The organism is Pseudanabaena sp. CCNP1317, assembly GCF_034931345.1.
GTDB lineage: Bacteria > Cyanobacteriota > Cyanobacteriia > Pseudanabaenales > Pseudanabaenaceae > Pseudanabaena > Pseudanabaena galeata.
On the sequence record NZ_JAYGIF010000010.1, the window covers coordinates 1 to 19,050 of the forward strand.

Below are 19,050 nucleotides of genomic sequence, written 5' to 3' on the forward strand. Positions count from 1 at the left end.
ATTCAATTGTAAGTTCGATTTTTACTTTTGTGCCTTCTACACTTATTAACTTTGCCGACATTTTCTTTCTTGATCTCCTTCGTTATTCTTTCATTGTTCTACAATCTTCGTATTATGTCAAGGTCGCACCCCCACCCACAAGGCAAAGGGAAAAAGACAAAAGGAAGAAATGAGCGAATTTCGATGATTTCTTGCGATGGGGCATCATAATTTGGCAAGGAAAAAGTAGAAAGGAAAAAGTGAGCGAGTTTTGGGCTTTCGGGCGTGATTACATCCCAAACCCTACCATCCGCAAAGCCAATATATCACTAAATTTTCTTGTGTCCCCATCTCCCCAAATTTTTTAAACATTCACCAAAACAAGTAAAAAGTAAAAAGTAAAAAGTAAAAATTATCGTAGGGGCGCAGCATTACTGCCACCATTTAGGCATTTCACCACAACCTCCAAACGGTAATGCTGCGCCCAAACCCCACCACGCAGAGACAAGCGATCGGCGAGAGCAAAGAGGGTTTAGCATTTGCGAATTGAGATTTTTTGTGAGGAGTTTGAATATTGTGGCGCAAATGCTTAACCCCTACAGTTTTTTGCTGTTGTTGGCTGTTGGCGATCTATTATCACAATAAAAAAAATCTCGTAGGGGCGCAGTATTACCGCAACCATTTACGCATATCACCGCGATCGCTAAACGGTAATGTGCGCCAAACCCCCACAACGCAGCTACAATTTATCTATAAATAGCCTTCCTCTTTTAGATAAGAGCGCCCTGTAAATTACTCTCATCAAGAATTGCGCCCGTTGTATTTGCATCCCTCAAGTCAGTACCCCGTAAATCAGCACCCCGTAAATCAGCACATTGGAGATCTGCATACTGGAAATTAGCACCCCGCAAATCTGCACCCCTTAAATTTGAAGATTGGAAATTGGCATAGCTACAATTGCTCCCATTCAGAGCTACACCACTAAAATCCGCGTGCTGTAAGTCAGCTTCCACAAAATAAGCACCGCGCAGATTTAGACCAGCAAAATTACGTTGCCCAATTTTGTATTGATTGAGCAGAGTATTGGCATTGATCGTTACATAATTAGCGATCGCCTCTGTTCCAGAACGGAGTAGTGATGAGTTACGAACTTGCTCCATTTGGATTGTCTGGTTATAGTCTGAGCTAATAGAGAAGCGATCGCCTACTTCATCAATAATTCGTAATACGCCCACAATCTTGCCATGGGGATCGTGAACGAGAACAGTTGAGATACTCACATTTGTCCAACTTCCATCACGAAGTTGAAACGTCATCGGGAACTCATTAAGAGGATGCCCCGCTAACGTATCGAGAATGGCAGCTTGTAGTTCCAATGCTTGGGACTCAGGAATGCTAGGGACAGGATAACCAACGATAGTAGAAGTATTCCAAGCAAATAGTTTTTCGGCGGCTGAATTCCATAACAAAACTTTTCCTTCGGGACTGACAATATCAATTGATACAGGAACAGCCTTAATCACTGCGCGTAAAAGTTCATTAGTGCGTTGAAGGCTAGATTCTGCTTCCCCCCGTTCGCTAATGTCAATACAGACTCCATCAGCCAATACTGCGCCCGAATCCGTATGATAATATCGCGCAATGTTCTGTACCCACTTGACTTCACCAGAAATCGCGATCACACGAAATTCATGGCGAAAAGTAGCAAGTTTATCGAAGCCAGCCTTGATGAGTGCTTTGAATTGATCGACATCTTCAGGATGGATTAAGTCCAATAATTGATATGGAGAAGAAATCGCATATCTCGGTGAGATCCCGACTAAATCGATTAATCCATCACTGATAAATGGAATAGAAATTTTCCCTTCTTGTGAGATTGCTAGACGATAGAGAGTAGCGGGCATACTTGAGGCGATCGCTGCTAATCGAAGTTCACTTTCTTGAAGTGCTGTTTCTGTGCGCTTACGTTCCGTAATGTCACGAGAATTGATTACTAAACCTTGGACATTGGCATCTTGTAAAAGATTACAGCAAACTGATTCTAGATGAACCCAATCACCATTAATATGTTGATAACGCATCACAATTGGTATTGATACGGATAGAGTATCGACAGATTGAGTCAGAAAATCTTGAAAAATTGGTAAATCATCGGGATGGATAAACTGCACAAATTTTTTGCCAATCACATCTTCAGGTAAATACCCTAGAGTCTTAAATAATGCAGGACTACAATAGTGAATAGTCGTATCAATATCGAGAATATTCACTATATCTGAGGAATACTGCATCATCGCCCGTAGTTTTGCTTCGTTACGGATGAGGTTGCGAGAAATACGACGTTGCTCTTCTCTTTCTACCCGAATTTGGCGATCCATCAGGTTGAGTTTAGCGTTCATTTCGGCAACACGAATCTCTAAGCGCTGATGAGACTGCTGCAATTTATCAATTTCTTGTTTGCGTTGGGTAATGTCTTGAATCCACCAACGCATCCCAGTTACGCGCCCATCTAAGGGCGTGCGAATACTGATAATTGTAAAACTAGCGTCAAAGGGTTGCCCTGTCGGAAACTGCATCCGAAAGTCCAAACTCTTGATGTTTTGACCGCGTTGAAGTTGACCTAATAGTATCTGAAACTGCTCTTTGTAGGAAGGGTAGACAAAGTTTTCTAAGTTTTGACCAATTGGCTGTGACCCAAACATTAGTGTAGCGGCTCGGTTAGCTTCGGAAATGTCGCCATTAGCATCGGTGACAAAATAACCATCGGGGGCAAAATCAAATAGTTCGCGATACTTATCTAGTTCTCCCGCAAGCGATCGCTGACAAACTTCGAGTTCTATTAAGCTAGCTCGCAAAACATTAACGGCATCTTCTAAGTTGAGTTTTTTTGTCTCAATTTCCTCAGAAGATGCTTCGGATGAAGCTGCAATATGCTCTAGCTCATGCAGTTGCTGAATCGAGGTTGCGATCAATTCGAGGCAAAGGCGCATTCCCATAAAGCATCCATATTTTAGTCTGGCTAAGACTTATATAGTATAACAATGATAGCGAAAAGGGGCGCAAAGCGCCCCCATTTCGCTGTCGCTATGGAAGACATCTATAAATATTCATGCCCAAAATAGCAATACCCAAAAGTACAAAATGGCTATGCCGTTTTGTGCTTTTGCTAGAACTGATGTTACGTAGAACAAAGATCTCCATACTGTCTCTATATCATCTTAAAAGAGGATTTGGAGACCAAATCCCTACATAATTATCTTAAAAGAGGATTTGGAGACCAAATCCCTACATATTGGTAGTAGGGGCTTGGTCTCCAAGCCACATTCTCAGCATTCCACGTAACTTAAAAGAACGTCAGTTCGACGAAAGCGAAAAATGGTAAGAATTGCTTAGCGATTCTTACCATTTTTCGCCATTTGCATCGTGCGAAGCACGCCGCAAATGGCTATATCGAACTCACGTTAAAAGAGGATTTGGAGACCAAATCCCTACATATTGGTAGTAGGGGCTTGGTCTCCAAGCCCCATTATCAGCATTCCACGTAACATCAGTGATATAACTACCGATTACGGTTGTGATGTGAGTCTCCACGCTCAGATCTTACTGGTTGAGACACAGATTGAGAGGTGCTTTTGCCTGATTGACTTCTTGGTTGTGGCTTAGCAGGAGATTTACTAGCCCCAGACGAATTCGATGGTTTTGCAATTGGATTACGATCGCCATGTCCACCCCGTCGAGGCTGATGCTTTTGTCGCTGTCCAACTTGGATTGGTTCAGGCTTAGCGCGGGGATCAGGCTCGAAACCAGTAATGATTTCTTGAGGTAGCGATCGCTTGATCAGTTTCTCGATATCTGACAGAAACTTGCGCTCATCCACACATACGAGTGAAATAGCTTCACCCGCAGAGCCAGCACGTCCTGTGCGTCCGATCCGATGGACATAGTCCTCTGGCACATTTGGCAACTCGTAGTTAACCACATGGGGCAGTTCGCTAATATCCAAACCTCGTGCGGCGATATCCGTTGCAACTAAGACTTGCAAACTGCCATCTTTAAATTTGCCAAGGGCGCGAGTACGAGCGGCTTGGCTCTTATTGCCATGAATTGCCATCGCCACAATGTCATCTTGGTGCAATTGCTTGACTAGGCGATCGGCTCCATGTTTGGTGCGGGTAAACACCAATACCTGATACCAATTGTGAGTCTTGATTAAATGGGTGAGCAGATCCCGCTTGCGATCGCGATCGACAGGAAAGACTCTTTGCGTTACTAAATCGGCAGTAGCATTTTGGCTTGCCACTTCCACCATTACAGGCTGATTGAGCAAGGTATTAGCAAAGGCTTTAATCTCATTGGAGAAAGTTGCTGAAAACAAGAGATTTTGGCGTTGTTTTGGTAATAGTGCCAAGATTCGCTTGATATCCCGAATGAAGCCCATGTCCAACATGCGATCGGCTTCATCTAATACCAAGATTTCCACTTGCGACAAGTCTAATCGCCCCTGCTGCACATGGTCGAGCAAGCGTCCGGGGGTTGCCACCAAGATTTCGACACCACCTCTGAGGCGATTGATCTGGGGATTAATATTCACGCCACCATAGATCACCATTGAGGTTAAAGGTAGATGTTTGCCATAGGTCTGCACGCTTTCTTCAACTTGGGCGGCGAGTTCACGGGTGGGTGTGAGAATCAGGGCGCGGATCGGAATTTTCCCCGTAGCCGATCGCTTGACGACTTTCTGAGAAAGTAAATGTAAAATTGGCAGGGTGAATCCTGCGGTTTTGCCCGTACCAGTTTGAGCGCCCGCTAATAGATCGAGACCTGAGAGGACGACGGGGATCGCTTGTGACTGAATTGGTGTGGGATTGGTATAACCGCGAGATGCGACAGCACGGACAATTTGCTCAGACAAACCTAATGCTGAGAAACCCTGTGCTGAGGCGATCGGTGTAGAAGATTTGTGAGATACAGAAGATTTCTTAACAGGCAATGTAATTGAGGAAGAAGACATAGAACTCCAAATTTTTTATTGGTCTGCCGCTGTTAGCGTTGCCATTTGTAGTCGTACCAATTCTTAGAGTTTTGCGACATTCCTAAGAATCTAAAACCTTACAGAAAAAATAATCAGGGGGGATTTTAAAGCTTCAAAAGCTGGAGTTACCATTTTTTGAAATTGGTGTCAGACGGATCAGAGACAGAATTGTGTAACGTGTCAACAGCATCAATGACTGGGAGCAGACACTGTAGGGTTACATCTTAGCAGAGGTTCGCGATTTATAGTAATACCAAAGAACCGATTTTTTGTGGTCAGCTTCGCTGACCACAAAAAATCGGTTCTTTATTAAATCGCAAAACCTCTATGGTAGAAGTCCACCACCACTTCCAATACCCAGTCGTTCTGCAACACCAGAAGTAAGTGGAAGTAAAGTAATCAACATCCAAAAGAGCGCTACTACACCCAAGGCTTCGCGATCGCCATCGAGTTCTGAAAGTTCATTCAACATTGGACGTTCCAAATCTCGCAATAGAATCAAAATAATGCCACCCCAATAGAGCGCTAATGGATTAATCACTGTGGCAATCACTAGGAAAATCAAGGTTAATACCGTTGTCCAGCTGGCTGTGCGTCGTCCATAGATTGATTGCACAATCCGACCACCATCTAACTGACCTGCGGGCATCAAATTTAAGGCGGTGATGACTGAGCCAAGCCAACCCAGAATCACTAAGGGATGAATCGAAACAAAGTTAGTATGTAATGCATCACCAAGGAAGAGTTTGGCTAAGGTTCCTGCTAATACTGAAGCTTGGAAAATTTGACTGGGAATGTCAATACTGCCCAACCCAATCGCCGATAGATATAAACCCACAAGCAACAAGCCCAAAGATAGTAATCCACTAACTACGGCTGGGGCGATCGCAATATCAAACAGAGCAAGACGATTGGGCAATGGCGTAGAAATCCGACTGAACGCACCGAAAGAGCCTAATTGTGAAGAAGGCAAGAGAAAAGGCAAACTCATCGTTACCTTATATTTCTTTGCCATCATCCGCATCGCCAACTCACGCACGCCTAAAATTGTGCCAATCCCAAGAGCAAAGGGCAATCCTACTAAATATTCTTGAGGTGCTTGTACCACAGGAATACCCGCAACTAATGCGCCCAAATTTAAGGCTGTATAACCATTTGCCACAATCAATACTGCAATCAATATTCTTTGAGGAATCGTATTGTTATCAATAGTGCTGACTCGGCTAGGCAATACAATCACCACAGGTTTGCGATCTTGTCCTTCCACTAAAAACAAATTGTATTTATCGCCAAGGCGATCGCTGAGGGTCTGGGTGAGTCGATTGTGAACAACATCAGGCTCACCGCGCAAATTCCCTTTAAAAATCGCTCCTTCTTGATAGGGAATCGTCTCAGTAACGTAGTAGGTTTCAATTCCAAAGATCCCCTGTATCAGCTTCATATCTTCCACAGGCAGAGCCTTAAACAGTTTTAGCTGTGTTCGACCCTGAGACATAGCCACAGCAATGGGAGAATTAATTGGTGATTTATTGGTTGAGTTGTCAGGAGCATTAGAGCGATCGCCTGCTTCAAGATCTTGCTTAAGTTTCTGCTCGATCTCTGATTTTTGCTCAGTGACGGCTTTGCGTAATTGATTGCTAATGGCTACATAGGCGATTGTGGAACCAAGCAAGAGGAATAATAGCGTTGTGAAATTTATAAAAACACCCGATACAAACAAGCCAAAGTAAACTAACCAAGGCGACATAAGAGCTACGAATTGTAGCCAAGACAGTAACCCAAGCTTGCCAAACTTGCGGGAACGAAAATATCCCCAACCGAGCAAAGCAAGGGTGAGTATAAATACGGTGATTGGAAGAAGTGGAGTTGACATCATAAAAATAAATTACAGGAAATCCTAGGAACTCTCGACAAAAAGCCATAATTCCCTACAATTTCTGAGTAGTTTGGCGGTGTTCTGTGTATTCACTTTAGCGACAAACCGTAAGCTACTGCATAGAAACAGAAAGTTTTTAAAATCTTGCTACATAAGTTATTTTTTTACTCTCTAGGTTATATTCTGCTTCCCACCACTAATTCTTGACGGGAAGAGAGTATACAAGCTCTAAGGGTTGGCTCAGTAAAGTTACAGAAATTGCCGATCAAACGAGCCAGAAAGAAAATGAAAGCGTTGCTTTGTAACGCTTTCATTTTCTTTCTGGCTTGGGTTTGAGAGCAAAGTGCTGTAGGAATTGATTTTTTCAGTGGAGTAGCAAAAAAATCTAATTCTTTATTAAATTGCAGCACCCTAAGTATTGTAGTATTGAGATCGGATATAATCAACGGTAAACACACAGGTTAACAGTGGATTTGTGAAAGCTTTTATAAAATTAATTAACTTATACCAAGGCACAAAATGGCGTAGCTATTTTGTGCTTTTAAAACCCTTGCTGGGTCTGGTTTTCAATCCACAAAAGTGTTGCCACTCTTTTGTGAATTGGGATTACTCTATAAAAGCGATCGCGTCGGACATGTCAAGACAATTTGAGGTAAGTGCAACGTGGGCATTGTTGTAGAAAGCGTAGTTAAGCAATTTGGTGATTTTTTAGCCCTAGACAATATCAATCTTGAGGTCAAAACTGGCTCTTTGGTGGCGTTATTAGGTCCATCTGGCTCTGGTAAGTCCACTTTATTACGATTGATTGCTGGCTTAGAAACCCCTGATCGCGGCAAGATTTTTCTGACTGGCAAGGATGCCACTGATCAAGATGTACGCGATCGCAACATTGGCTTTGTGTTTCAGCACTATGCCCTATTCAAGCATATGAACATCCGCCGCAATATTGGCTTTGGGCTAGAAATACGCAAAGAACCGAAAGCGAAAATTGCCGAACGTGTTGAAGAATTATTAGAATTAATTCAACTTAAAGGTTTAGGTCACCGCTATCCATCCCAACTATCGGGCGGACAGCGCCAACGGGTCGCCCTCGCCCGCGCTCTCGCTGTTCAACCCAGTGTCCTGCTCCTTGATGAACCATTTGGAGCACTCGATGCCAAAGTCCGCAAAGAGTTACGGGCTTGGCTACGCCGACTCCATGATGAGGTGCATGTCACCAGTGTATTTGTTACCCATGACCAAGAAGAAGCGATGGAAGTTGCTGACGAAATTGTGGTGATGAATAAGGGCAAAATCGAGCAAATTGGTACACCTGCGGAAGTTTACGATCATCCAGCCACTCCCTTTGTGATGAGCTTTATTGGACCTGTGAACGTACTTCCTGCCAATCGCGATCGCAAGAGTGAGTTTCATGAAATTCATCAGCACGATAGTGATGTTTACATTCGTCCTCGCGATATTCATATCGAACTTGAACCAACGAGCACTTCTATATCCGCCAGAATCACGAGATTGATTCATCTTGGTTGGGAAGTTCAGGCTGAATTAATACTAGGCGATGGACAGGTTTTGACTGCTCACCTGACTCGTGAACGCTATGATGAGTTGAAGTTACAACCACAGCAATATGTCCACATTGAGCCAAAGGATGCCAAGTCATTTCCACTCGATTATTCGATTTAGTTAGATGCTATTTACGGAATCTATCAGCTCTATTGCGATAGATATGTTTGTAGTCTTTGGCTTTTTGAAAAGGCGATCGCTGTAGTTTGATATTTGCTAATTAGGATTTAGGCGATCGCTTTGTTTTTGGTGACTTTGGCATCTTTGATTTTTGTGCTGAAAGTTTTTGCAGTTTTTGAACCTGTTTCAGAGTTAACCCTGTAAATTGGGCAACTAATTCTACGGAAATATTAGAATTCAACATGTTTAGGGCGATTTTGTTAGATGCCTTAGCCTCGCCTTTAGCCTCGCCTTTAGCCTCGCCTTCCAGCAGAATCTCTTGATAAATAACTGATTCTTTCATGATTTCGCTCCTCAAAAGTCTTTGGATGATTTCTTTATTCAGGGCTATACCCGATATTATAGCGGTCGATGCGGCGACGTTATTTTGTAGACAAACAACTACAAAGCAACGTTGCTGCATCGTCTTTATATTGGTAATATGCACAACATATGTCAGCTATTCTTATTGCTAAAGCTAAAGAAGTTCGTGACGATGGCTCGATTGTTGAAATCGTGATTTGGGAACTTCCCCAGCCTCTACTGCCATCAATGCATAGCTACAAGTACCGACTTTACTACGGTGCTTCTGGCATTTGTCGAGTTCGTTATGACAATGAGCGCGGTAAAGGTGACCACCGCCATTATGGCGATCGCGAAGAAGCTTATAACTTCATCACACTTGAGCAACTACTGGCAGATTTCGAGCAAGATGTGAACGGATGGAGTAACCCATGAAAGCAATTATTGAACTAAGTCATAAAGGCTCGATCTTTGGAGCAGTTAAACAGCAAATCATTAACTCTCGGCAAGGACAATCACCTGACTACTACTTAAGCTTCGAGTCTGCCCGCGCCTTATTTTCTGAATTGACTCCAGCCCGCCTCGACTTGCTTGACACCCTGCGTCGCATGGGCGCTAGTAGCATGGATGCTCTTGCCAAAAACTCTGCTCGCAACTACTCAAACGTTAATACCGATGTATCTCGACTACTGGAACTAGGACTGATCGAACGTGCTGAAGATGGCATGGTTTGTGTACCATTTGAAGCGATCGAGATTCGTTTTCCCTTAGCACAAGTCGACTAAATCTTGTACTTTGCTGCCGATCGCTACAGGCTCAAAAAAATTTGGTATAAACTAGTGATCAGATGTTACTTAGGAGCTAAAACTATGATTGTTAAAAATATTTCTCTAACTGCGGTAAGTCTTGTGTCAGCCACGATGTTTGCATCGGCTGGCGCGATCGCCCAGATAAACCCTGCACCAACTCTATCTGAGCAAACCTTACGTGAAGCGCAACAACAAGAGAGAGGCTCACTTAGCGTCGGTGGCAGCAACCTCAACTTATTGCAACTAATTAATAATATCAACCTTGCTGGTGGCAAATCCCCTGAGCAGTTTCGAGCAAATCAAGCTGAATCCCTTGAAGAAGCTGTTTCTAATTTTAGAGATCAACAACGTCGTGAAGTGAAGATTTCAATTCCCTCAGCAAACACTCAAGCCAATTAATGTTCCACAAAAAGGGGATGACGTTTTATGTCAGCCCCTTTTTTACTTCAAACTGGTGTTAGGAAGGAATTTTTGCGATGGCGTAAGTCTAGGGACGGCACGGGGGCGCAGCCCCTACAAGATCTGAAATTTACAGGTAGGGGCAGCAATCCCCCCGTGGTTGCCCTGTTATGCTAGCAGCAAGAGGTTCATCATCTGAGTTCCACGTAACATCAGTTCAAAGTCAAAAACTTATCGAGAGCCGTAACCAGTGATGGCGGCCAACGTCGAATATTTTTGACCCAATTAATATCTCGATAGCGTGGATCGAGATTTTCTACAGAGACCCAATTGCTTTCGGCTTCGCCTTGTTTTTTTTCTGCCCAAAGAGCAGCAGTTAAAGCAGCCCGCACATCCGTAAAGTTAGGATATTTGCGGAGAATATTCTTCATCGCCTTAATTGCTTCATCGCTTTTACCGACCTCATACAAAGCGATCGCCTTATTCCCAAAAGCTGTGCTAAAGCGCGAATTGACATTCATTGCCGTTTGATAATCAGCGATCGCCTCTTCCCATTTACCTAGCCCTGCTTTTGCGTTACCACGATTGTTATAGGCGGCTGCATCCTGAGGATCTATCTCTAAAACGCGATTATAATCAGCGATCGCCTCTTCCCATTTGCCTAAGCTTTCTAACGCCGCACCACGATTGAGATAGGGATCGGGGAAATTGGGTGCAAGTTCCACTGATTTGTTGTAGTCGGCAAGCGCCTCTTGAGGACGATTTTGGCTCATTTTTGCGTTGCCGCGATTGCTCCAACCTGCGGCATTTTCAGGATAGAGTTTGATTAAATCAGTCCAATATCCTTCTGCGGATGTGAATTCTCCAGCATTTGTTGATTCAAAAGCCTTTTTGACCAAGGCATCAAGTTGATTTGATTCGACTTCGGTAATGTTGAGTTGAGCTTGCACTGGTGCAGGATTCAAAAGTAAAAGCAAGGCAATTATGCTAGCAATGATTAAGTGCATCGGTTCTAATTAATATTGGCTCAATAGGTGGTTCAGGGAGGTCAAACATGATAAATGAATCAATGCTAAGTAGCTCACCATAATAAAAACCTAAAACCAGTAGCTGTCCTGCCCGCTACGCGGGCGGGACAGCTTTCTAGGTTTTTAGTTTACTTATGCTTAGTTACTTATTAATGACAGGTGTTTCAGGCATCAAAGACTTCCGAGGCTAAAACTATTGTATGTCAAGTATTTCAGCTCAAACATGCTCTTATTGTGGGTGGATTTTATTTACCCATATTGCGTTTGAGGCGATCAAGTTCTTCATCCATTTCCCAACGCCGAAAAGTTTCTTCTAGTTGATCGTTAGGATCTCGAAAAGGTGGAGTGTAAAGGTTATCCCAATTTAAAGGAGTACTAGTTGGCGATTTTGCCTTGGCAGTTTTGGCGGCTTCAGCGACTTTGGCTTGGACTTCCTTGCGCCGATCTTGGATTTGCACTTGTAGTGTTTGGCTATCAGTTGCACGTTTTTTGACCAGTTCCATCTGCGCCCAGATTTGATTACCTTGGCGCAATAAAGCTGCTTCACGTTCTTTAGCCGCACTAGCTAAGTCAGGACGATCAAAGGATTCAGCTTTGACAGTGCGATCGTGCCAGACGCGAATTTCTTCAGCAATTTCCAGAATCCGATCTTGGAGTTTTTTCTCCTCCAGTTTCGAGCTAACGATTAGTTTCGCTATTTCTTCTTCTTGCTGACGCAACTTATCTTCAAGGATTTGCAACTCAATCTGTGGGTTATTGCGAATAAACTCCTCTAGGCGGGTCTCTAAAAAGCGAGATATATCCTCTATTAACCCCATATACTTTCCTCAGATGTTTTAAGCGCTTTCCAGAAAAATTGTAACTCAAGATCAACATTGGCATTGACACCAAACCGAAAAGAGAGTGGCGGCGCAAAGTGCCACCACTCTCTTTTCGGTTTGGTTAAAACTTTTGACCTACAAATATAGTTTTAGTTTCCTTACCACGTTTGAGGATAATCTCTTGCTGACTAACGCGCGATAAAATCCAACCTGTATTATTGATCGCCTTGCCTAGTCCGATGGACTGCACAGAGCCATTGATATCAAGCATGGCAGTAGAGCGATCGCCTAAATCCAGTACACCAATCAATGTATATGATGGTGCAGGTGCAGCAGCAACTGGAGGAGATACCGCCGCAGTATTTGGTTTTGCTGTAGTTGCTGAGTTAGAGACATCCACCGAGTTATTTGCGGTGACAGGTGGCAAGGCAAGGGGAGATGGGGCGTTACCACTATTGCTTAAAGCTGGTGGTTGATATACAGGCACATACATGGGTTGTTGGATGCCATTAGCAAAAGGATTATTTGCGCCAACGGGTAGGGGCATATTGCCAACTAGGGGCGCAGCCATGAGCGGAAGGTTGCTACTGATATTGTTGGGATTAGTGGCGATCGCGCGATTTTTATCTGCTACTTCCGATAACATCCGCTTAATTTCTTCGCCAAAGGATTTGTTGGCAGCGGTATCTTTTGATGAAACCTGAGCAACAGTGACTGATTGGCGACCCAGCCAAATTCCATGATTAATCGTCCACATTACGGCGGCAATCAAGGCTGAGCTACAAGCAAATACTAGTAATAGCCGATCAAGCAGATTATATTTTGGAGCTACTGGTTCGGGTGGTATCGGTGGCAGGTTGCTAGTCGGTTCTGGATTCCGCATGATGTAGGGTTGAATCCAGAGGACATCTTGTTTGGAGATGGGCGGTAAGGCAATATCAGCAACGTTAAGTTTGGTAATGCTAACGGTATCTTTTGAGGTTGACATCTCTTTTTCGGAGGTGTCAATTTTGGAAATAGCAACTATGTCTGAGCTTGAGGAGTTTACAGATGCATAGGGGGCTGATGATTTGCTTTGTTTGGTTTGTGGATTTTTTGACCTAAGCGATCGCTGCTTAGCATAATCGACATGGAGGGTGGATTCGACATCTCCAAATAGATCGTCCATTAAGTTATCAACGTTGTCTGTATAAGCATCAACGTCTTGAGTTACATAAAACTGGTTTTTATTATCTGTATTTTGCATCATATGCCGATCCTATTCACTCCATGAGCCATACACATTTGGTAATACCCAATGTGCTGTTTTTACCGCTATCTTAGCCAAATCACAATACTTTAAACTTGTCTCAGCAAAAATAAGAAAAAATAATACTGGTAAGTGATACCACAAATTGTCTCTAAGCGCCACAAATTTACACGAGATTTCGCAAATCTTTAAGGCAAAAAGGAAAAAGGACACATTGTGTCCTTTTTCCTTTTTGCCTTAAAGATTGATGGCAGCGCTTTGCGCTGCACAAAATCAAAACCCAGTAAGAGAATGGCGGCGCTTCGCGCCGCCATTCTCTTATCGTACTAACAGAAAAACCTTAAAAGCTTTGCTTTGCGAAGCTTTTAAGGTTTCTCTTGGTTTGGGTTTGAGCACAGAGCGCTGTATCTAGATTCTGACTAGATCGGGATAGATCGTTAGAACTTCATCGTTAGTGAGGGTATATTCCTCAGATTGGGGTTCCCATAATACTTCGACGGCTAACAGGTTGTCCGTAGGCACAGAGCCAATTACGGATAGTGCCGATTGTAAATCTGCGGAAGAGCGCAAGGTTGGTAATTTGCTGAGGGTTTCGCCAGCTACCGCAAGTAAAAGCGTCACCACAATATATTCGCTAGGATCTTCTAGATTGAGGCTACCTTCGCTGGGCAAAGATGTCGCAGTTTTGCCTTGGAGTACCCGACCACCGACATTGCTCAAGACTTCAGCATTAAGTTTGCTGCGCTCAGACATTACTAGACTATTAAATTTTTGTTCAGCTAGGGCAAACTTGGTATTTTCGTTAGCGCTACTCACATAAACCCAATATTCGGGATGACGCATTAAAGCGATCGCTGTTTCACGGGTGACTGTAGCTAAGCCTTCCGATGTTGAGGTGTCCGACTCTAGCGCGAGACGAGTTAACTCTTGTTGCAGCGATCGCGCAGAAGAGAGTAGACCCACTTGGATTTTGGCAACACTAACTTTGCTACCCATGCCAGTAATGCCTTCGCCATCACCATTGCCACGAAATGCTTGCATGATCGCGCCTGCAACGATTACCAATAACAGGAGCGTAAACAGTCCGCCGCCACCGCCACCAAAAAACATGGGCAGGAAGAAAAATCCTCCACCACCGCTATAGTTTCTGCTGCCGCTATAAGTAGATCGAGATGGCGATGAACGACTTGGGGAAGATTTGAAGGCGCTACCACCAATGCGACCACCTGAGCGTTTAGCAAAGGCTTCGTGGGCATTGCCAAATATGGTCATCGCAACTAAGGAAATTACGACCAGCGATCGCGTCCAGACTGTGATGTGAGCTTTAACTTTTTTCATAAATTCTGGGCTAAAAAACTTCATAGGTAAAAAGGCTATTTCTCAAAGAATTGCTATAGATGTTCTAGATCAATTCTAACCTAGTCAAGATCTGCTACATGGGTTTCAGCACCTACGGCGCTAAAACCGATGGTTAATAGATTAACCATCGGTTTTAGTTGCTAACCAATCCATTACCCGATCGCCTAGTGACACACCATCAAGGCGATCAATTTCGCGTACACCTGTGGGGCTAGTGACGTTAACTTCGGTTAGGTAGCCGCCGATAACATCGATACCCACAAACATTAAGCCATCACGCTTTAGAGTCGGTGCAAGTTGAGTACATATTTCCCGTTCGCGATCAGTAATATTGACCTGAACTGCACTGCCACCTGCTGCCATATTGCCACGAAATTCTCCTGTTTGGGGAACGCGGTTAACTGCGCCAATTGGTTCTCCATCTAGCAGAATAATCCGCTTGTCACCCTTTTGTGCGTCGGCTAGATATTCCTGCACCATTACGGGAGTTTTACCGATATTAGTGCTGATTTCGATGAGAGAGTTGATATTGCGATCGCCTACTTCCAAAAACAAAATTCCCTCGCCACCTTTGCCGCCCAATGGTTTCATAACTGCCTTGCCCTCAGCCGCCACAAAGTCACGAATTGTCCCTTTATCAGCCGTCACGATTGTTTTAGGGATTACCTTGGTAAATTGCAGTGCATACATTTTCTCGTTGGCAGCACGAATGCCCTGTGGTGAGTTAAGAACTGTAGTTTTGCTAGCATCCACATAATCGAGAATATAGGTGGCATAGAGATATTCTGTGGTTACGGGTGGATCGGGACGCATCCACACAAATTGCATAGCTTCTAATGGTTGAAATTTGCCCTCGGCTACTTCATACCAAGGATTTGGGACTTGCCATTTACCATCAACTAGTGGCACAGGATGAATTTTAGTAGGTTGTAAAAAAGCCCAAGCCTTGCCATCTTTGACACTGAGTGTATTCATATTAGTGATAAATACTTCATACCCCTTACGACAAGCTGCTTCCATCAGGGCTACACTGGTGTCATGGGCGGGATCGAGTTTTGCGATCGGATCAATAATAAAGGCAAGTTTCATGGGATTTTATTGATTTTTAGAGCTTTTAACACTCAATCTATCAGTTTTATAATCAAAACCCAAAAGATAAGTGATGGCGCTTCGCGCCATCACTTATCTTTTGGGTTTAAGCCAAACCAAGAAAGTTTTTAAAAGAGTTGCTTTGCAACTCTTTTAAAAACTTTCTTGGTTTGGGTTCTATTCATCAATAGTAACTGTGGAAACTAGTCGTAATAATTTGGGAATTTCCTCAGTGTCAGGCGCAAATTCTAACTGAGTTTCGCGGGTGGGCAAATATCCTGACTCTGCAAAAGAGATTAACATTCTCTGCAACGCAATCCAGACTTCCGATTCAAATTCCCAGTCATAACGAGAGTTAGCTCGACCTGCGATCGATCGCAAAGCCCAAAAGTAACTATTACGGACGATTGAGCCTTGTTTGTTATACTTCGGTACGTCCTCACGATGGATAAATAGAACTTCATTCTCAATCTTGACTCGCATAATCTAGACTTGCCTAAACGTTTATTTGCAAAATTCTTGCCAATCTTGATGTACTTGCTGGCTATAGGTCTTAGCATATTCCATCAGTTCTGTTTTCCACTCTGTTTTACTTGCAAAATCAATTAACTGATCGGCGATCGCTGAGCCTTGTCGTCCACTAGTTCGCAAATGTGACCAAGCCACAATCTGCCCTAGCGATCGCATTAATTGTTCGGATTTTGACAACTTATCATCCCATTTCTCGATCTTCAAATGATCGGTGGGGCTTTGGGTAGACTGAAGTTCTCGCAATACAAAAGAATCCCCATCAATAGTGACAGCATGGAGAAAGGCAATCGGGATCGCTTGCGATCGCTTCTGAATCGACACAATGCGATCAGCTTCACTTTGCCACTTTGGTTGTTCCCAAATAACATAGGGGCTAAGCGAAGAAGGAAGAGATTTTTTGAGATCGAGCAGATAATTGCCATCGGGTGAGCCTTTACCTTCTACCAGCAAAACATAGCGCTCAATTCCCAGACTTCCTTTGCCCGCAATCCGTTGAGCAACATCTAATAATTTGAAAAATTGGGGATTAGGTTGTTGAGCCGCAAAGGATTCTATAAATTTGGTTACCTTCTTCCTTTGTTGTTCAGAAATTGATTTTGCTTTTTTGTTATCAATTTTAAGCGATCGCCTTTGTTTATCTTTATTGAAAACTGTACGCTCATCAAGGAGTTCCTTGCGCTGTACTTGCGTTTTACGACAAAGCAAGTCTGTAATCACTGAAGGAGCCATATCTGCACCCATCCAATAGGATTTACCCTCCGCGATCGCCTGAGTATAGGCATTGAGAAACTGCTGACAGAGGCTTTCGGCAACTGATGGCTTAACGGCAAAGGTTTCTGAAGCCACAAAAATACTGGTCAATAACCGCACAATTTCCCAAGTACATGGAGCTAGTAAGGCTTCATCAAAATCATTGACATCAAAATAAACATGGCGATTATCCGCTTTGTAATTGCCAAAATTCTCAACATGAAGATCGCCACAAATCCAGACCAGAGGCGCTTTTTTTAACCAAGATTTTATTGGCAAGTCTTCGTAAAACAGATGACAGGTAGCCCTAAAAAAGACAAAGGGATTTTCTTTGTCTGCACACATTGCCGCATATTTGTCCTTAAGCAATTCAGGATCTCGTGGTTGGCTGAGATTAAAACGCTGAATGCGATCGCGAATATTTCGACTTGCCATAAACATCCCCAAATTAATGTAGTCAACCCTTCGGGTTTACTACATTAATTTACTTTACTAAGCCCTGTATAAACATTTTCATTTACTAATCCCAGCCAAGGATCACTAGCAGGAGTGAGAAACAGCTCATCGTATACTCGACGATTAAGAGCCGTTAAAGTAGCAGTATCACTATTTAGAAATTCACCATTGGCAAACCAATTATGAATCTGCGCGTGAAATACATACTCATTGCGAACTGTATCCTGCGCGATCGCCCGTTCAAAACTGCTTACCACCGTAGCCATAGAGGCACTTGGTGATAGTTTACGCTGCATGACATTCAGACTACCTTGATCGAGATAGACGCGATTTTGGTAAAGCCTTGCTAATCTTGCCCAATTAGCATCACTGAGCTTGTCAAATGGAGAAGAAGGTGTAACTTCAGTCAGAGGTTCACCAGTAGTACGGCTTAACGTGGGCATTTCAACCATCATTTTTCCCACTGTCAAACGACTTGTCAGCATTGCACTAGCTTGGGGATTGGTAACCGCCAGTGGCAGTAATGGTTGGGTTGGTAAACGCAAACGGGTGAGATCTGAGCGCCAGTTTTTTTCTAACTTAGCGTAGCGGTCACGATGATATTTAACCAAAATTTCGCGTCTTAGATTTAAATCACCATTAAGATTGTTAACTGAGTTTGCGACCCTCTCAGCATCCTTGAGATTTTCGATAAAGGCTTGTGGACTATATAGCCCCGGAATCGCATCAACTGGACGACCTTCACTGTCGAGAACATAGTGAATACTATTGCCTGTAAGAGTTTGCTCTAGCTTGCGACCATCCCCAAAATCAATCGTTACCTTCGGCACAGGACGCTCTGATTGCCAGTGCAAAATAAAGCGATCGCGCAGCAGTTGCGACACCGCCGCATTAGGATAAAGTGCCGTGCGAAAAAATCGGCTATTAGCACAACTCAATTCGTCATTAAGGTTGCCCAACAAGCGTAAAGACAAAATCGGCTTACCTGTTTCTTTGGATACAGTCTTAGCCGCTTCTAAATCTTTGTACCAATACAACTTTGAGGCATCACAGTCCTTCTGTTGGCAAATTGCGTCTAAAGTTGCTCGTAATTGCGGATTATTCGGCAAATCCTTTTGATAGGCTTTCCAAAATGCATCCACACCCTCGTTTTTAAATTCGCGTAACCTCGCGATCGCCTGTTGAGAAGTTGCTTGATCCTTGGAAGCTGCTTGTTGTACAAGGCTGTCTAAACTCGGTTGCTCTGAGGCTCTGGCTGCCTGTGGTGAAGAGATGGCAGAAAAGGCGATCGCGCCCAAGCTCAGCAAAGTGAAACATGAATTAGCCAGCGTTGTCTTGACAAGCATCATAAAATCTCCCTAATCGCATAGGCTTAAACTTACCCCGACAGACGTATTTATAATTCATATTGTTCCTAAGAAATGTTTGATGGGGCTTTGCCCCATCAAACATTTCTTAGGAACAATCAAAGCTAGCTACAGCCATAATAAAATTCAAAGCAATGCAAGTTTTGCTTAAACTAAAACCCCAGAAGATGAGTGGCGGTGCTTAGCACCGCCACTCATCTTCTGGGGTTTTGTCTTGTATTAGCTAATTGTTGATTTGCTACAAAAGACATAGCAAATTACTAAGTTTGTGTTCTTACAT

Annotated in this window: 16 protein-coding genes; 4 read left to right on the forward strand and 12 right to left on the reverse strand. The window is 43.5% G+C overall.

Features of this window, described 5'->3' with window-relative positions:
* Positions 1–749 precede the first annotated feature (749 nt).
* The 3 genes from VB775_RS05505 to VB775_RS05515 all read right to left on the reverse strand — a co-directional run bounded on the left by VB775_RS05505 (position 750) and on the right by VB775_RS05515 (position 6,887).
* Complete coding sequence (locus VB775_RS05505; RefSeq protein ID WP_281006537.1) at positions 750–2,975, reverse strand: PAS domain S-box protein; 2,226 nt, start codon at positions 2,973–2,975, stop codon at positions 750–752.
* A gap of 563 nt (positions 2,976–3,538) precedes the next feature.
* Positions 3,539–4,990, reverse strand: coding sequence for a DEAD/DEAH box helicase (locus tag VB775_RS05510; protein ID WP_281006538.1), 1,452 nt, complete (start codon positions 4,988–4,990; stop codon positions 3,539–3,541).
* A gap of 346 nt (positions 4,991–5,336) precedes the next feature.
* The gene (locus VB775_RS05515) at positions 5,337–6,887 is read right to left on the reverse strand and encodes a site-2 protease family protein (RefSeq protein WP_281006539.1); all 1,551 of its coding nucleotides are present in this window, start codon (positions 6,885–6,887) and stop codon (positions 5,337–5,339) included.
* A 663-nt stretch (positions 6,888–7,550) separates the two neighbouring features.
* On the opposite strand from VB775_RS05515, the gene VB775_RS05520 reads away from it, so the two are divergent.
* A complete protein-coding gene (locus VB775_RS05520) occupies positions 7,551–8,570 on the forward strand; it encodes a sulfate/molybdate ABC transporter ATP-binding protein (RefSeq protein ID WP_281006541.1) in 1,020 nt (339 codons plus the stop codon).
* A gap of 100 nt (positions 8,571–8,670) precedes the next feature.
* On the opposite strand, the gene VB775_RS05525 is transcribed toward VB775_RS05520, so the two are convergent.
* A complete protein-coding gene (locus VB775_RS05525; protein WP_281006542.1) occupies positions 8,671–8,913 on the reverse strand; it encodes a hypothetical protein in 243 nt (80 codons plus the stop codon).
* Positions 8,914–9,062: 149 nt separating this feature from the next.
* Between VB775_RS05525 and VB775_RS05530 the strand changes: the two genes are divergently transcribed.
* The 3 genes from VB775_RS05530 to VB775_RS05540 all read left to right on the forward strand — a co-directional run bounded on the left by VB775_RS05530 (position 9,063) and on the right by VB775_RS05540 (position 10,120).
* Positions 9,063–9,347, forward strand: a complete 285-nt coding sequence (locus VB775_RS05530) for a toxin-antitoxin system TumE family protein (RefSeq protein ID WP_281006543.1) — start codon at positions 9,063–9,065, stop codon at positions 9,345–9,347.
* Positions 9,344–9,697, forward strand: a complete 354-nt coding sequence (locus tag VB775_RS05535) for a hypothetical protein (protein WP_281006544.1) — start codon at positions 9,344–9,346, stop codon at positions 9,695–9,697. The genes VB775_RS05530 and VB775_RS05535 overlap by 4 nt, the downstream gene beginning before the upstream one ends.
* An 84-nt stretch (positions 9,698–9,781) precedes the next feature.
* Positions 9,782–10,120: a hypothetical protein gene (locus VB775_RS05540; protein ID WP_281006545.1), complete on the forward strand. Its 339-nt coding sequence runs from the start codon at positions 9,782–9,784 to the stop codon at positions 10,118–10,120.
* A gap of 212 nt (positions 10,121–10,332) precedes the next feature.
* Here the strand turns inward: VB775_RS05540 and VB775_RS05545 are convergent, their stop codons facing one another.
* The 8 genes from VB775_RS05545 to VB775_RS05580 all read right to left on the reverse strand — a co-directional run bounded on the left by VB775_RS05545 (position 10,333) and on the right by VB775_RS05580 (position 18,752).
* A complete protein-coding gene (locus tag VB775_RS05545) occupies positions 10,333–11,127 on the reverse strand; it encodes a tetratricopeptide repeat protein (RefSeq protein ID WP_281006546.1) in 795 nt (264 codons plus the stop codon).
* 266 nt (positions 11,128–11,393) lie between these two features.
* The gene (locus VB775_RS05550; RefSeq protein ID WP_281006547.1) at positions 11,394–11,966 is read right to left on the reverse strand and encodes a TIGR04376 family protein; all 573 of its coding nucleotides are present in this window, start codon (positions 11,964–11,966) and stop codon (positions 11,394–11,396) included.
* Positions 11,967–12,090: 124 nt separating this feature from the next.
* The gene (locus VB775_RS05555; RefSeq protein ID WP_281006548.1) at positions 12,091–13,218 is read right to left on the reverse strand and encodes a hypothetical protein; all 1,128 of its coding nucleotides are present in this window, start codon (positions 13,216–13,218) and stop codon (positions 12,091–12,093) included.
* A 408-nt stretch (positions 13,219–13,626) separates the two neighbouring features.
* The gene (locus VB775_RS05560; protein WP_281006549.1) at positions 13,627–14,556 is read right to left on the reverse strand and encodes a DUF1517 domain-containing protein; all 930 of its coding nucleotides are present in this window, start codon (positions 14,554–14,556) and stop codon (positions 13,627–13,629) included.
* 141 nt (positions 14,557–14,697) lie between these two features.
* Entirely contained in the window at positions 14,698–15,666 is a 969-nt protein-coding gene (gene gshB / locus VB775_RS05565; RefSeq protein WP_281006550.1) for a glutathione synthase, read from the reverse strand.
* 177 nt (positions 15,667–15,843) lie between these two features.
* Positions 15,844–16,149 (reverse strand): hypothetical protein, encoded by a 306-nt coding sequence (locus VB775_RS05570; RefSeq protein ID WP_281006551.1) that lies wholly within the window; start codon positions 16,147–16,149, stop codon positions 15,844–15,846.
* Positions 16,150–16,170: 21 nt separating this feature from the next.
* Positions 16,171–17,382, reverse strand: coding sequence for a DUF2252 domain-containing protein (locus VB775_RS05575; protein ID WP_281006552.1), 1,212 nt, complete (start codon positions 17,380–17,382; stop codon positions 16,171–16,173).
* A 44-nt stretch (positions 17,383–17,426) separates the two neighbouring features.
* Positions 17,427–18,752 carry a hypothetical protein gene (locus tag VB775_RS05580; RefSeq protein ID WP_281006553.1) on the reverse strand — a complete coding sequence of 442 codons (1,326 nt, stop codon included), beginning with the start codon at positions 18,750–18,752 and terminating at the stop codon, positions 17,427–17,429.
* Between the last annotated feature and the right edge of the window lie 298 nt (positions 18,753–19,050).